Source organism: Shinella sp. GW821-FHT11G07 (assembly GCF_058808115.1).
Genome location: NZ_JBXARJ010000008.1, coordinates 287,461 through 302,963, shown reverse-complemented (window position 1 = coordinate 302,963; position 15,503 = coordinate 287,461). Strand labels below are relative to the sequence as shown.

Annotated in this window: 14 protein-coding genes; 6 read left to right on the top strand and 8 right to left on the bottom strand. The window is 61.2% G+C overall.

Annotated features, from left to right (window positions below; all coding sequences use genetic code 11):
* Positions 1–45 precede the first annotated feature (45 nt).
* A complete protein-coding gene (locus AC1RT2_RS17790) occupies positions 46–1,476 on the bottom strand; it encodes a DUF6538 domain-containing protein (protein WP_493103936.1) in 1,431 nt (476 codons plus the stop codon).
* A gap of 557 nt (positions 1,477–2,033) precedes the next feature.
* Between AC1RT2_RS17790 and AC1RT2_RS17785 the strand changes: the two genes are divergently transcribed.
* Positions 2,034–2,972, top strand: coding sequence for a DMT family transporter (locus AC1RT2_RS17785; RefSeq protein WP_493103935.1), 939 nt, complete (start codon positions 2,034–2,036; stop codon positions 2,970–2,972).
* Positions 2,973–2,997: 25 nt separating this feature from the next.
* Here the strand turns inward: AC1RT2_RS17785 and AC1RT2_RS17780 are convergent, their stop codons facing one another.
* The 7 genes from AC1RT2_RS17780 to AC1RT2_RS17750 form a co-directional block, all read right to left on the bottom strand.
* Entirely contained in the window at positions 2,998–4,278 is a 1,281-nt protein-coding gene (locus AC1RT2_RS17780; protein WP_493103933.1) for an MFS transporter, read from the bottom strand.
* Between the two features lie 351 nt (positions 4,279–4,629).
* Positions 4,630–4,773, bottom strand: a complete 144-nt coding sequence (locus AC1RT2_RS17775; protein ID WP_444800338.1) for a hypothetical protein — start codon at positions 4,771–4,773, stop codon at positions 4,630–4,632.
* Between the two features lie 29 nt (positions 4,774–4,802).
* A complete protein-coding gene (locus AC1RT2_RS17770) occupies positions 4,803–4,979 on the bottom strand; it encodes a hypothetical protein (protein ID WP_444800337.1) in 177 nt (58 codons plus the stop codon).
* A gap of 212 nt (positions 4,980–5,191) precedes the next feature.
* A complete protein-coding gene (locus tag AC1RT2_RS17765) occupies positions 5,192–6,037 on the bottom strand; it encodes a uracil-DNA glycosylase (protein WP_493103931.1) in 846 nt (281 codons plus the stop codon).
* 55 nt (positions 6,038–6,092) lie between these two features.
* Positions 6,093–7,385: an Hsp70 family protein gene (locus tag AC1RT2_RS17760; protein ID WP_493103930.1), complete on the bottom strand. Its 1,293-nt coding sequence runs from the start codon at positions 7,383–7,385 to the stop codon at positions 6,093–6,095.
* A 142-nt stretch (positions 7,386–7,527) separates the two neighbouring features.
* A complete protein-coding gene (locus AC1RT2_RS17755; RefSeq protein WP_493103929.1) occupies positions 7,528–8,316 on the bottom strand; it encodes an SDR family oxidoreductase in 789 nt (262 codons plus the stop codon).
* Positions 8,317–8,340: 24 nt separating this feature from the next.
* Positions 8,341–9,744: an FAD-binding oxidoreductase gene (locus tag AC1RT2_RS17750; RefSeq protein WP_493103927.1), complete on the bottom strand. Its 1,404-nt coding sequence runs from the start codon at positions 9,742–9,744 to the stop codon at positions 8,341–8,343.
* 264 nt (positions 9,745–10,008) lie between these two features.
* On the opposite strand from AC1RT2_RS17750, the gene AC1RT2_RS17745 reads away from it, so the two are divergent.
* From AC1RT2_RS17745 to AC1RT2_RS17725, 5 genes are all read left to right on the top strand, one after another.
* Positions 10,009–11,673, top strand: a complete 1,665-nt coding sequence (locus AC1RT2_RS17745) for an electron transfer flavoprotein-ubiquinone oxidoreductase (RefSeq protein ID WP_493103926.1) — start codon at positions 10,009–10,011, stop codon at positions 11,671–11,673.
* Between the two features lie 158 nt (positions 11,674–11,831).
* Positions 11,832–12,464 (top strand): L,D-transpeptidase family protein, encoded by a 633-nt coding sequence (locus AC1RT2_RS17740; protein WP_444800331.1) that lies wholly within the window; start codon positions 11,832–11,834, stop codon positions 12,462–12,464.
* A 164-nt stretch (positions 12,465–12,628) separates the two neighbouring features.
* Entirely contained in the window at positions 12,629–13,042 is a 414-nt protein-coding gene (locus tag AC1RT2_RS17735) for a VOC family protein (protein WP_493103925.1), read from the top strand.
* A 385-nt stretch (positions 13,043–13,427) separates the two neighbouring features.
* Positions 13,428–14,426: an ABC transporter substrate-binding protein gene (locus AC1RT2_RS17730; RefSeq protein WP_069059372.1), complete on the top strand. Its 999-nt coding sequence runs from the start codon at positions 13,428–13,430 to the stop codon at positions 14,424–14,426.
* A 160-nt stretch (positions 14,427–14,586) separates the two neighbouring features.
* Positions 14,587–15,474 (top strand): ABC transporter permease, encoded by an 888-nt coding sequence (locus AC1RT2_RS17725; RefSeq protein ID WP_493103922.1) that lies wholly within the window; start codon positions 14,587–14,589, stop codon positions 15,472–15,474.
* Positions 15,475–15,503 lie beyond the last annotated feature (29 nt).

Below are 15,503 nucleotides of genomic sequence, written 5' to 3'. Positions count from 1 at the left end.
TTTACCTATTGAATTACCTTTCGATTTCGTGATCTTTGCGGTTCTCTATGCTGCCTGTTTGTGTGCGTCTTCCTCCCTCTTTTGGATGATTTCTGTCTGTCGTTTTTCGCCGTGTTCCATCGCCGCTTTGACGACATTGTACTTCTGCTCAAGCTCGAAACCGTCGCCATAGTAGCCGTCCATGGGGTTCACATCTTTGGTGTGTCCCATCAGGGCAGATCGGATATCCACTTGCGCGCCTGATCGCCGCAAAAGGTCTTCGAAGCGATGACGGAATGAGTTCCAGCTACGGTCAACGCCGTTCTTGCGAAGAAGCGTGGCAACGCGTGTCGAAACAGCACGGTCGCCGCTAGGTCCGAGATAGCGACTGAAGCCGGTCTTCGCGTAGGGCTTGATAGCTTCGACCGCCTTGTTAGTGAGCGGCAATTCTCTTGGACGGTTATCGTTCTTCAGGTGCCCACGCCGAGAATTCGGACGAATTTTAATGTGCGGATAGGGCGTGCCTTCCAATACGATGTCAGCCGGTTCAAGACCGATAAGTTCGCGGATACCAGCGCCCGTGCATTCGGTGATAAACATCAATGCGCGGATATCGGGATTGGTCTCTGTGATTGAGTTGACGACAAGCATTTGTTCTTCGGTCAACGGCAAGACCGTCTTTTCGGTCTTCGCGCCTGTGCCCTTTTTTTCAGTGATCGTGAGACCGGCGAAGGGGTTCTTCTGAATGTCGTAGACAGAGTCCAGAAGCGTACCGACAACCATGTTGACGAATGTCAGCTTCACATTCGCTGTCTTCGGTCTGATGACGGTTGAGTTCTTGTCACCCTTTGGGCGCTTGCCAATGCGATTTTCGAGTGCTGCCTTGAATTTGACGGCGTGGCTCTTCTCGATTTTGCGGATGTCCATATCGCCGAAGAGGGCAATGAAATCATCGATGGGGAGTTGCCAGCGCTGGACCTTAGCGCGCCGCTGGTTTTCGGGAATGTCGCTGACCTTCGACGGGTTGAGTTCGATGTACTTTTGTAGAGCAACGGACATCCGAATTCCGTTGGCGTCGATGGCACCCCAACCAGCGGCACGGACAACTGGCGGCGGTTCCCCACCAGACTTTGTGAAGTCCTTCAGCATTTCGAGGAACGCGGCGACTTGCTGAAACGACTCGATCAGCGGGCGGTTAGCAAATTCGGTGTGGTGCCATCGCGGCAAGCCAAGATCGGCTTGCGTCTGCTCGATCACCTTGGGCTTTTTGGTCTCCATTAAATCGACCGGAGACAGTGGGCGCTTCGATTGAAATAGAAGCTGATATTTCGTCCGCAGCGGCTTCGCCCGTTCAATGGCTTCGTTTAGGTCGCTGGTATCAAGCGACTTCCAAATCTGATTGGAACCAAGTTTTTTACGTAGATGCTTCGGTACGGCAATGAGGAAGTACCAAGTCTTTCCACGTAAGTGCAGGTGAGGGACGTCGAGTTTCGGCATGTTTCTATGTCTTTCTTGTATGCATTGTGAAATAGCCGCAATGAGCGCGGCGTATGGGAAAATCTACTATTCGTGTTGATTGGGTCCGTCGCGAGACCGAGAAGTTCCGTGTAAACTACACGGCTTCGGGCGGCTGATTGGACGTGACAATCTCCCTTTACAGCCGCTAAGCAGGCTTGACAAGGGGGGTCCAAAATATTTTCTGAAGCTAACCTTTTGCCAAGAAGCTTTGCTAAGAACAATCCTTTGACCGCAAAACTTGAAATGAAATCGAATTCCTATTTCTGTGATTTGTACTCGGAATTTGCTTTTAAATCGAATTCTGCGCATCAAGACTATACTTGAAGTCGGTGCGACTGATTTAACGCCTAAATTAGCGAAAACCAGGGGTATTTTGCCATAGTGCGTTGATTTTGCAGGGGAATTCATCACAGTGGAAAAGCACCAGAATTCATCCCATCCGGCCATCAACCGCGCTAGAGTTGCAGCTCTCTGAATCGGTTCTCCGGTCTCCCTGAAATCTGTTGCCATGGCCTACCGGCCATGATGAGTTCCGCATGGACACGCAGTCTTCCGATCCCATGAAGGGGATTTTTCTCAAGGTCGCCTCGGTGGTGATCTTCCTGTGCATGTCCGCGCTCATCAAGGCGGCCGGCAAGGATCTTCCGGCGGGGCAGATCACCTTCCTGCGCTCCGCCTTCGCCATGGTGCCGATCCTCGTGTTCCTTGGCATGCATGGCCAGCTGCGCGATGCCTTCCGCACCAACGACATCTTCGGACATTTGAAGCGCGGCTTCATCGGCATTCTCTCCATGGGCTTCGGCTTCTACGGTCTCATTCACCTGCCGTTGCCGGAATCGATCGCGCTCGGTTATGCCCTGCCGCTCGTCACCGTGGTGGTCGCCGCGGTCTTCCTCAAGGAGAAGGTCGGCGTCTACCGCTGGTCGGCAGTCCTTGTCGGCCTGCTGGGTGTTGCCATCATCAGCTGGCCGCGCCTGACGCTCTTCCGCACGGGCGGCCTCGGCTCGTCGGAGGCGACGGGTGTGCTGGCCATGTTGGCTTTTGCCGTGCTCGGCTCCTTTGCGATGGTGCTGGTGCGCAAGCTGGTGCAGACCGAGCGCACGCCGACGATCGTGCTCTATTTCTCGCTGTTCGCCTCGATCTTTTCGCTTGGCACGCTGCCGTTCGGGTGGATTGCGCTGAGCTGGCAGGCCTTGGGCCTGATGGCGCTTGCCGGCTTCTGCGGCGGCATCGCCCAGATCCTGCTGACGTCGAGCTACCGCTATGCCGACGTGTCCACCATCGCGCCGTTCGAATACACGTCGATCGTACTCGGCCTCATCATAGGCTATTTCATGTTTGGTGACGTGCCCACCGGTCCCATGCTGATCGGCACCGCCGTGGTCGTCGGCGCCGGCATCTTCGTGATCTTCCGCGAGCACCAGCTCAACCTGAAGCGCCGGGCAGAGCTTCGCCACAAGCTGCCGCAGGGGTAAAGGAAATTCCGGCAAAAGCCTGGTGTTAACGCCACTCCGGCGTCGTCGTGTCCTCGACCCGCTCGTCCGTCACCGCATCCGGCTGGAGAGCGGCCGCCGCCGCATCCGCGCCAAGCGGCTGCGCAGACATGGCCTGATAATCCGTCTTGTTGACGAGGCCTTCATTGGCTTCACGCCGGCTGATCCGCCAGGCGGCATAGGCGCCGTAGAGTGCGAAATAGACTGCCAGTACCCCAAACAGCGAACCGGGCCCGAAGCGATCCATGATGGGACCGACCATCAGCGGGCCGGAAATCGTGCCGAAGCCATAGACGATCATCATGCCTGAGGAAACTTCGACATATTCGTCCGGCTGCGCGCGGTCGTTCGCATGCGCCACGTTCAACGCATAGATCGGGAAGATCACCGAGCCGACGAAGACCGCGACCGCATACAGCAGCACCGCCGGCCCGCCGGCCACCATGGCCATCACTAGGCAGGAGAGGGTGCCGACAATGCCGCAGACGACCATGACGAGGCGACGGTCCATGCGGTCCGACGCGCGGCCGATCGGAATTTGCGCGAGCGCGCTGCCGAGCAGTACGCAGGCGAGCAGCGTAGCACCTTCCGCGGTCGACAGGCCGGCGCGCTGTGTGAACACACCGCCGAGGTTAAGCCAGGCGCCGGAAAGCGCGCCGGCAAGAAAGGCGCCGATGACGGCGACCGGCGAGCGTCGGTAGAGTTTCGGGATGTCGAAGCGGGCCTGCGTCGGCGCGGCGGGAAGCGGCGAGGAGGTGAGGGCGGTCGGCAGAAGCGCGACGGAAAAGATGATGCCGCACAAAATGAACAGCGAGGTGTTGGATGGGTCGCCGAGCGGCACGAGATATTGTCCGCCGATCGTACCTACCATCGTGGTGATCAGGTAGAGCGAGAAGACGGAACCGCGGTTCTCATTGGTCGCGCGCTCGTTCAGCCAGCTTTCAATGATGAGGTAGCTGCCGGAGATGGCGAAACCGGATATGGCGCGAAACAGCATCCAGGCCCGCCAGTCGACAACGAGCGCGCAAAGCAGGATGGCGATTGCAAGCAGCGTGATCAGCGCGACGAAGACCCGCACATGGCCAACCAGCAGCACGAATTTCGGCGTGACGATGCAGGAAAGCGTGAACCCGACCGTATAGCCTGTCGCAATCATTGCTATCGTCTGCGTCGACCAGCCCTCCGCCACCGCCCGCACCGGCACGACGTAACTCTGCAATCCGAACGCCACCATCATCAGCAGGGTGGACAGCATCAGGCTCAGGATGGAGACAAGGCTCGCCAGCATGGAGGCTCCGGGAGAGGGCGCGAACGGCGCATTCATTTTCCGAGTGTCGCTCTATTGCGACGGCCTTGCGCTGTCCACTGCGACAGTGGCTGACGTAACCAAGAAGATTTGGGGAGGGCGGGAATTCAGCGAATTCGCGGAAGGCATCGCTGCGGTATAAAAAGATGCGAGACGTTTCGAAATCCGGCTTACGCTGACGATCAGGTTCAGAGGTTGGCGCTTCACCCTGACGATCAGCTAAGAAAACGGAGATGGGGCCTCGGCCCGGTCTCCATCGGAGAAAGGCGTCTCACCTCCTCACGATGAAGATAGTATCACGGCGGCAGCCGGGTTCAAAGCCGCGGCCGAACCTCAGTTCGGCAGGAAGGCCTTGAGCGGGTCGCGGCGCTGGACGGAATCGCGCGGCAGCGAGGCCAGCACGGAATATTCCCGGGCCGCGTTCACGGCGGCGCGGATATCGGCAATGTCAGAGATCAGTTTACGGATCTTGGTCATGGCTTGCTCCTTGAATCGTTGGCGCGTGCTCAGCGCGTGATGAACTCGGAGAAGAGCTGAACGGGGCGGCTGATACGGGCAAAGCCCGTCGCCGTGAGCTGCTCGTTGGCCCGGGCAGCGATGCTGCCGAAGCCGTGCCCGGCGCGAAGACCGGAGTGGCGGAGCGTCTCGAAGCTCGAATGAATGGGCCGAAAGCGGGCGGTCATGGGTCGATTCCTTAAATCCTATCCCTCCCGTTTTGATATATTGCGCCGCAGCATTGATTTTGCAATGCGACATTCTGCCCGGCAGATATGTGCAATTCACATGGCTGTTGAAACAATTTGTTCATGCTTGAGGCAGGTTTGCGGCGAAACCAATTCCGGGAATCGCGGCGTAAAAGCCAAGTCCATGAAAACGTTGAATATAGCCCGGCCGCTTAGCCTTTGAGCCCTGCACGAAAAGCAAGCAGGTCCTGCCAGGCGAGACGCTTGCTGATCGCCGCTGTCACCAGGTCTTGCGGATGCAGGGTCGCAAATGCCGGAATGGCACGCCCGGAAACATCGATTTCCCGCCATTCACCGCGCAACTGATGGATCGTATCGTTCGAGCGGAACAGGAATCGCGCGGCGAAATTGCCGAGAACGAGAAGGTGATTCGGCTCAGCAAGCGCGATCTGCCGCTCGATGAAGGGCCGGCAGATATCAGCCTCGCGTTGCGACGGCGGGCGATTGCCCGGCGGCCGCCATGGAACCACGTTGGTGATCAGCAGATCGGCGCGGGCAAGCCCGATACCGCCAAGCATGCGGTCGAGGATAGCACCCTGCCGGCCGGAGAAGGGCTGGCCGTCGCGGTCGTCCTCGGCATTCGGCATGGCGCCGATGACCATGATGGACGGTTTGGCATTGCCCTCGGCAAACACGAGGCAGCGGGCGCTGGTCTTGAGGTTGCAGCCGTTGAAGGCCTCCATCGCCGTGCGCAATTCGTCCATCGAGCGCGCGCTGCTCGCCGCAAACTCGGCCTCGGCCACTGCCTGGCCATCCGGAATTGCGACATTCGGCATGGGAGCAGGGGCCGCAGGGCGCGGCTGCTCCTGCCGCGCCGGCTGCTGCGGAGCGGAGGCCGTCTCCGGCTGCGCCGGCGCACCCCGCGCCGCACGCATCGCCTCGAATTCGGCAAAACGATCGACCGGTTCCTCCTCCAGCAGCCATTCCACGCCCGCATCCGCATAGAAATGCAGAAGCGAACGAAGCTGCTCGGGGTGGAGGTCTCTGGCGGCGTTCATGGTCGCACCTTAGAACAATCCCGGCAAAAGTGCGAAGCCGTTTTGCGTCAAGCGCTCACGCTGCCCACGTCGCGACATCGTCGCTTTCGCCGATGAGCGCGAGGCCGTGTGCAATGGAGAGAAGTTCCCCGCCACTCTCGATCTTGCCTGCATCGAAACGACGGGAAAAGATGTCGCGCACCGCCGGCACGAAGGAAGTGCCGCCGGTCAGGAACACCTTGTCGATTGCGCCCGGCGCCGTGTTGGTTGTTTCCAGCACCTCGTCGAGCGCACCCTCGATGCGCGCGAGATCGGGCGCGATCCAGCGCTCGAAATCGCTGCGCTTGACCATCTTGCGGCCGGCGGCTCCCAGCGGCGGGAAGTTGAACTCCGCCTCGTCCGTTGCCGACAGCGCCATCTTGGCGGCCGAGATCGCCTGGTACAGCGGGTAGCCTTCGTCGTGCTCGACGAGGTCGATGAAGAGTTCCAGCTTTTCCGGCTCGAGCGAGGAGCGCACCAGCGACTTGAGATCGGTGAATTCGCGCGTCGTCTTGAAAATCGACAGCTGGTTCCAGCGGGCGAAGTTGGCATAGTAGCCGGACGGCACTTCCAGCACCTTGTCGAAGCTCTTGAAGTGGGAGCCCTTGCCGATTTCCGGCGCGACGAGATGTTCGATCATGCGGGAATCGAAATGATCGCCGGCAATGCCGACGCCCGAATGGCCGATCGGCGTTGCCGACAGCCGACCCGCCTGCCGCTCGAAGCGGATCAGCGAATAGTCCGTCGTGCCGCCGCCGAAATCAGCAACGAGCACCGTGGCGTCGCTTTTCAGCGTCTGGGCGAAGTAGTAGGCGGCCGCGACCGGCTCGTAGACATAGTGGATTTCCGGAAAGCCCAGCCGCGTCAGCGCCGCGTTGTAGCGCTCCAGCGCCAGCGCCGGGTTGGGGCTTGCGCCGGCAAACTGCACCGGCCGCCCGGCGATCACCCGCGAGACCTCTGTCGGCCATTCATCCCCCGCATAGGCCTTCAGCCGGCGCAGGAAGATTTCCATCAGGTCGTCGAAGGCATGCCGGCGGGCATAGATCAGCGTGCCCTGGAAGAGGGCACTCGCCGCAAAGGTCTTGATCGATTGCAGGAAGCGGCAGTCGCCGGGATTGTCGATGAACTGGCGGATGGCCGCCTGTCCCGCCTCGACCTTCAGCGCCTGCGCCCCGACGAGCGGGTCCTTCATGAAGGACAGCGCCGTGCGCATCGTGTCGGTTTCGCCGACGCTGCTGGTAAAATGCATCGATTGTGTTTCGCTGCCGCCGGCCGCGAGCGCCATAACCGTGTTCGTCGTGCCGAAATCGAGCCCGAGTGCGCGTGCCATCGCCGTGCCCCTTGTGGTCGCCAAAATGTGTTGAACCGGAGCGAGAGGCTCCGCGCGAAAGGGCGCGCTATCGCGCACCCGAAAATTTGAGAGCGCGCCAGATGGCACAGGGCATGGAGAATGGCAAGGGGAAGGGCGGCTTTTAGACCGACCGCGCCGCCCCGCCGTCGCAGCGCACCAGGCTGCCGGTGACGTAGCTTGCCGGCGCACTGCACAGGAAGGCGGCCGTCGCCGCAAATTCCTCGACGGCGCCGTAGCGCCGGGCTGGAATGGCCTTTTCCGAGGCGGCGCGCACCTCCTCCACGCTCTCGCCGCTGCGCTCGGCCGCCGCCGCATCGAGGCTCTTTAACCGGTCGGTCATGATGCTGCCGGGCAGCAGCATGTTGCTGGTGATGCCATATTGCGCGACCTCGCTCGCCAGCGTCTTCGACCAGCCGGCCAGCGCCGGGCGCAGCGTGTTGGAGAGCGCGAGGCCGGGGATCGGCTCGATGACGCCGGAGGAGGCGACGGTGAGGATACGGCCCCAGCCCTGTTCCTTCATGCCGGGCAGAAGCCGGTTGGTCAGCGTGATGATCCTGAGCACCATGGCTTGAAAATAGGTGATGAGCTTTTCCTCGCTCATGTCCTCGGTCGAGCCCGGCGTCGGGCCGCCGGAATTGTTGACGAGGATATCGATGCCACCAAGCTTTTCCTGGACGGCCTTGGCGAGGGTGTCGACGAAGCCTTCGTCGCCGAGGTCCGCCTGCACCCAATCCGCTCGGCCGAAACCTTCCGCATTGATGGCATCGCAATTGGCTTGCAGCGTTTCGGCACTGCGGCCGCAGAGCAGCACCTGCGCGCCCTCACGGGCAAGGGCAACCGCGATGCCTTTGCCGAGGCCGCGGGAAGAGGCGAGAACGAGGGCGCGTTTGCCGGCGATGCCGAGATCCATGGTGATGTCGTCCTTATGTTGCGCTCAGTCGGCGCAGTAGGGCACCTTGCCCGTATTGAACAGATTTTTTGGGTCGAGCGCCGCCTTGATGGCCTGCGCCACGGCACGGCGCGCAGGATTGCCATAGGTAAGATAAGCACGACGCTTTTCCGTGCCCACCCCGTGCTCGGCAGAAAAGCTGCCGCCGAGTTCCGCAACGCCGGAATAGACGGCGTCTTCGATCGGTTCCTTGAATGCGGCACCCGCGACACCATCGCCAATGACGGAAATATGCAGATTGCCGTCGGCGATATGGCCGTAGACATAAGCGTCGAAGCTCACGTCTATCGCCTTCAGCCGTGACCTGAGACCCGTCGCATAGGCGTCGAGCGTGCCGGGCGGCACCGAGACGTCGAAGGAGGGGGCAGCCGGAAAATGCCGGTACATGAAGTCGCTGTCCTCGCGCAGCGCCCAGAAGCGGCGGGCCTGGTCGAGCGAAGCGGCGACGATGCCGCTCGACAATCCCTGTTCCTCCCAGAGCGCCGCGAGCCCCTCTTCCAGGGCTTCGCGCGCCTCCGCCTCGCTGCCGGCGGAAACCTCCATCAGCAGGACTGCGGGCGTGTCGTCCTCCAGCCAATCGACATCAAACCCCTTGTCGGCCGCGCTGTCGCGCAGATAACGCTGCCACATCAGTTCCGCGCCTTCGAGCTGCAAGGTCGGCTGTGCCCGGAAATGGGCGATGAGGGCAAGCGCCGAGGTGGCATCCCGCACGCCGACGAGCGCTGTGGCGCGCATCGGGTTGAAACTTTCGAGCTTCAGCACGGCGCGGGTGACGAAGCCGTAGGCGCCTTCCGAGCCGATGAGCAACTGCTTGATATCCGGTCCGGCACTCACTTTCAGCACGCGCGTGAGATCGCTGAACAGCGTGCCGTCCGGCATCACCGCCTCGATGCCGAGTACCTGGTGGCGCATCACGCCGTTGCGGAAAGCGAGGATGCCGCCGGCATTGGTGGCGATCATCCCGCCGATCGTCGCACTTCCGCGTGCGGCAAGGTCGATGCCGGGGACAAGGCCAACCTCGGCCGTCGCCTCCTGAAGCGCTTGCAGCGTCACGCCGGCACCAACGGTCACCGTGCGGGCGAGGGGATCGATCGCCTCGATGCGGTTCAGCCGCGCGGTGGAAAGGATGAGGTCGCCCGGCCGGCTGATGCCGCCGCCGACGAGGCCGGTGCGGCCGCCTTGCGGCACGATGGGCACATTGTGTTCGAGACACCAGCGCACCACGGCCGCCGCTGCTTCCGGCGTTGCGGGCTCAGCCATGACGCCGGCGCCAAAATTGTCGCGGTGTTCGCCGGGATGCCGGTTAGCCAGCCGCTCGCTTCCGATAAGGTGAAGGTTCTCGCCGAAATGGTTCAAGTCGCGCTGGAGCGATCGGATAATCTCGGACATGGCTGGCGATCCTCTGGCGGCTGGATGGCTCAAATGCCTAATCCTGCATGCGGGCGGAATCAAGCGAGCAGATCGTTGCGTCTCCGACAAACGGTTGACGTTTACGTTAAAGTCAATAAACTTTCGGCGCTGTCATGAAGTCATGCGCAAAAGCGGGGAAACTCTGTCGCAGAACGGCTCGACAAGGTTTCTGGTATTTGTCATGACAGAACCGACCCGAGGGACTTTCCGCGGCTTTTGAGGGGTTGCGGGGTGGAGAGACGAATGAGCGAAGCAATGGAACTGCCCGAGCGCGAAAGCATGGAATTCGACGTGGTGATCGTCGGCGCGGGGCCTGCCGGCCTGTCGGCGGCGATCCGGCTGAAGCAGGTCAATCCGGACCTCACCGTCGTCGTGCTGGAAAAGGGCTCGGAAGTCGGCGCGCATATCCTCTCCGGCGCGGTCGTCGATCCGATCGGCATCGACCGTCTCTTGCCCGATTGGCGCGAGGACGACAGCCATCCCTTCAAGACCGCGGTGACGGACGACCATTTCCTGCTGCTCGGCCCGGCCGGCTCGGTGCGCCTGCCGAACTTCGCCATGCCGCCCCTGATGAACAACCACGGCAACTACATCGTCTCGCTCGGCAATGTCTGTCGGTGGCTGGCGACGAAGGCGGAAGAACTCGGCGTCGAGATCTATCCGGGCTTTGCCGCAACCGAAGTGCTCTACGATGACGAGGGCGCCGTCATCGGCGTCGCCACCGGCGACATGGGCATCGAGCGCAACGGCGAGCCCGGACCGAATTTCACCCGCGGCATGGCGCTGCTCGGCAAATACACGCTGATCGGCGAAGGTGTGCGCGGCTCGCTCGCCAAGCAGCTCATTTCCAAATTCGATCTCCAGAAGGATCGCGAGCCTCAGAAATTCGGCATCGGCCTCAAGGAGCTCTGGCAGGTCAAGCCGGAGAACCACCGTCCGGGCTTGGTGCAGCACTCCTTCGGCTGGCCGCTCGGCATGAAGACCGGTGGCGGTTCGTTCCTCTATCACCTGGAAGACAACCTCGTCGCCGTCGGCTTCGTGGTGCACCTCAACTACAAGAACCCCTACCTCTTCCCCTTCGAAGAGTTCCAGCGCTTCAAGACGCATCCGGCGATCCGCGGCACCTTCGAAGGCGGCAAGCGGCTCTCCTATGGCGCGCGCGCCATCACCGAGGGCGGCTACCAGTCGGTGCCGAAACTGTCGTTCCCCGGCGGAGCACTGATCGGCTGCTCGGCCGGCTTCGTCAACGTGCCGCGCATCAAGGGCAGCCACAATGCGGTGCTGTCGGGCATCCTCGCTGCCGAAAAGCTGGCGGATGCCATCGCCCATGGCCGCGCCAACGATGAGCCAATCGAGATCGAACAGGGCTGGCGCGACAGCGCCATCGGCTCGGACCTGCGCAAGGTGCGCAACGTCAAACCGCTGTGGTCGAAGCTCGGCACGGCGCTCGGCGTGGCACTCGGCGGCCTCGACATGTGGACGAACACGCTGTTCGGCGGCTCGATCTTCGGCACGCTGAAGCACGGCAAGACGGACGCACAGTCGCTCGAGCCGGCAGCCAAGCACAACAAGATCGACTATCCGAAGCCGGACGGCGTTCTGACCTTCGACCGTCTCTCCTCGGTGTTCCTGTCGAACACCAACCACGAGGAAGACCAGCCGATCCATCTTCAGGTGAAGAACCCGGAGCTGCAAAAAACGTCGGAACTCGACGTCTATGCCGGCCCGTCTACCCGCTACTGTCCCGCCGGCGTCTACGAATGGGTGGAGAAAGACGGCAAGGACGTCTTCGTCATCAACGCGCAGAACTGCGTGCACTGCAAGACCTGCGACATCAAGGACCCCAACCAGAACATCAACTGGGTGCCGCCACAGGGCGGCGAAGGGCCGGTCTATCCGAACATGTGAGGGACACTCACTGCAATGAATTGGCCGCCCTGGAGGCGGCCTTTTTATTGCCATGCACCTTAATATGTCCTGCAACCAAAGCGCGCCGCTTAACCATCGGTTAACCATAACCACATAATTTTCGGCCCAGAGGATCATATATTCAAAGGGTTTTAACCATGTCGATTTCCCGCCGCGGATTCCTGCTTGGCGCATCTGCCGTATTGCTCGCAGGCTGCGCGACGAACGGCACCAGCGATCATGCCAATTACAGCGATCGCATGGAGGAAAAATTTCCGCTGAAGGCGATGCCGCTCGACAAGATCAAGCCCGAGCTTCGCCGCCAGGAAGTCGCCTATGTCACCCCCCATGCGGCCGGAACGGTCGTCGTCGATACGCCGGAACGCCGGCTCTACTACGTGCTCGGCAATGGCAGGGCGATGCGCTACGGCATCGGTGTCGGCCGGCAGGGCTATTCGCTGGCGGGCAGCGCCTATATCGGCCGCAAGGCGGAGTGGCCGACCTGGACGCCGACGCCCAACATGATCCGCCGCGACCCGAAGAAGAACCTGAAATATGCCGGCGGCGTGCCGGGTGGCCTCAACAACCCGCTCGGCGCGCGCGCCATCTACCTCTATCAGGGCGGTAACGACACCATGTTCCGCATCCACGGCACCAACCAGCCGTGGTCGATCGGCCAGGCCATGTCGAGTGGTTGCGTGCGCATGCTCAACCACGACGTGATTGACCTCTACGAGCGCGTCAAAACCGGCGGTCGTGTGCACGTCATCCAGGGGCGCCGCGAAGCCTGATTTCCGAGAATACCGCGAAGAGACAAGGCCGGCTTTTGTAACCGGGTCGCAAAACTTTCACTTTGATTGGGAATTTTGCGACGGCGTGTCGGTTCCCGTCCAGGCCGATCGTCTTTATCCCGAGCGGCCGGAAAAGCCTGTCCGCCTCATCGAGGAGAAAACAGATGAAGTTCGTTGCCTATCTCAGCTTCGACGGCCGTTGCCGGGAGGCCTTCGAGTTCTACGCCAAAGTGCTCGGCGGCAAGATCGTGGCCATGCTCAGCCATGGCGAGACGCCGGCCGGCGAGCATGTGTCCAGGGAATGGCAGGACAAGATCATCAATGCACATCTGATCGCTGGCGACCAGGAACTGATGGGAGCGGACTCGCCGCCGGAAATGGGCGGAGGCGCGAAAGGAGGCTTCAACATCTCGATCCAGATCGACGACGAGAAGGATGCCGAGCGCATCTTCAATGCCTTCGCCGATGGCGGCACGGTGATCATGCCGTTCGAGACGACCTTCTGGGCGAAGAAGTTCGGCATGGTTACGGATAAATACGGGACGCCGTGGATGATCAATTGCGGGATGACGGGTTAAGTCGCGGAATCCTCAGTGTCGCGACAGATATCTGCGATGGGACCTATTCCACATTTCAGTGACGGGCCGGGCTTTTGCCCGGTCTTTTGTTTTGCGGGTTGAAAAAGCTGAATTGTATCATACCATTGCCGGCGTGCCCGCGACCTTGGACAAAGTCGGGGCGGTCTCGCGAATTTGATGGCTCCATGACGCATTGGGGTCAATCGTGGGCGCATTTGTACCGGCATTCGACTCCGTAGCTGCAAAAGTCGAGCGTGCGGTATCGCGACGTCGGGCCTTGCAAGGCCTGTTGTCCGAAAGCGATCTGCTAAGATCACGGGCCCGGCCGCGGCGGTGCAGCGGGCCCTTGTCGGCACAATGACACCGTCGAAATGAGGGAACGGATATGAAACATCTTCTTGCTTCCACCTGCCTCGTCGCTGGCCTGTTCGCCATGACGGGTGCGGCGCGCGCCGAATGCGGCGACGTGACCATTGCCAGCATGAACTGGCAGAGCGCCGAGGTTCTCGCAGCCCTCGACAAGTTCATCCTGACCGAAGGTTACGGCTGCAACGCCGAAGTCATCGTCGGCGACACGGTGCCGACCATCACCTCGATGATCGAAAAGGGCGAGCCGGATCTGGCACCGGAAGGCTGGGTCGACCTGCTGCCGGACGTCGTCAACCGCGGCATCGAGGAAGGCAAGCTGGTCGGCGCTGCTGTCGCGCTGTCCGACGGTGCCGTTCAGGGCTGGTGGGTTCCGAAATACATCGTCGATGCCAATCCGGACATCAAGACGATCGAGGATGCGTTGAAGCATCCGGAACTGTTCCCGGATCCGGAAGACAAGGCCAAGGGTTCCGTGCACAACGGCCCGCAGGGCTGGGGCGGCACGGTCGTGACCGGCCAGCTCTACAAGGCTTACGGCGGCGAAGGCGCGAACTTCACGCTGGTCGATACGGGTTCTGCTGCCGGCCTCGACGGCTCGATCGCCAAGGCCTACGAGCGCAAGGAAGGCTGGGTCGGCTACTACTGGGCCCCGACGGCGCTTCTCGGCAAGTACGAGATGGTGAAGCTCGAGCATGGCGTGCCCTATGACGCCGCCGAGTGGAAGCGCTGCAACACGGTTGCCGATTGCGCAGACCCGAAGAAGAACGACTGGCCGAAGGACAAGGTCCAGACGCTGGTGACCAAGCCGTTCTCCGAGCGTGCCGGCGCCGATGTCATGGGCTACCTCAACAAGCGCGCCTGGACCAACGACACCGTCAACAAGCTGATGGCCTGGATGACCGACAACCAGGCGAGCGGTGACGATGGCGCCAAGCACTTCCTGGAAGAGAACGAAGCGCTCTGGAAGGACTGGGTCTCGCCGGAAGCTGCCGAAAAGATCAAGGCTGCTCTCTGATCGCCTGATCGAAACGGGCGGCGCGTCATCGGCGCGCCGCCCTTTGCCTTCGTTTTAGCGCATGCCTTTGGCGCAAATCGCTGCGCACTCTCCCTCGGCATGCTTCAGGGTTGGCTCATGAAACCGGCGCAAGACCGGCCGGAGCCGGAAGGGGATCGATATGGAATGGTTCACGAAATTTCCGACAATGGACGCGGGCTCGCTGCGCGACCTCAAGAAGGTGATCGATGAAGGCTTTCGCGCCTTCACCCGCGCCTATGGCGACAGCATCGAAACCATCTTCGTGCCGTTGCAGCATTTTCTCATCTGGTCCGAGCGTTTCATGACGCGCACGCCCTGGCCGATTATCATCCTGCTGATCGCGGCCGTCGCCTGGTTTGCCAGCCGCAACTGGAAGATCGTCGCCGGCGCCGTCGGCACGCTTCTTGTCATCGGCTATTTCGACATGTGGGACGATACGATGAAGACGGTCTCGATGATCTTCGTCTGTACGGTGCTCTCCATCGTCATCGGCATACCGATCGGCATTCTCATGTCGCGGTCGGATCGCCTGCAGGGCGTGATCAACCCGATCCTCGACGTCATGCAGACCATGCCGAGCTTCGTCTACCTCATCCCCGTCGTCATGCTGCTTGGCATCGGCAAGGTGCCTGGCCTGATCGCGGTTGTCATCTACGCCATCCCGCCGATGATCCGCCTCACCAATCTCGGCATCCGCCTCGTCGACAAGGATGTGCTGGAGGCTGCCGACGCCTTCGGCTCGTCGAGCTGGCAGAAGCTCAAGAATGTGCAGATGCCGCTGGCGCTGCCCACCATCATGGCCGGTATCAACCAGACGATCATGATGGCGCTCGCCATGGTGGTCATCGCCTCGATGATCGGCGTACAGGGCCTCGGCCAGCCGGTTCTCAAGGCGATTTCCAACCAGTATTTCACGCTCGGCATCTTCAACGGCCTCGCCATCGTTGGCATCGCGATCATCTTCGACCGCGTCAGCCAGGCTTTTGGCAAACGGCTGCAAAAACACCGCGAGATCATCCACGGTTGATCCAAACGCAGACATGGAAAAGGGCGCCC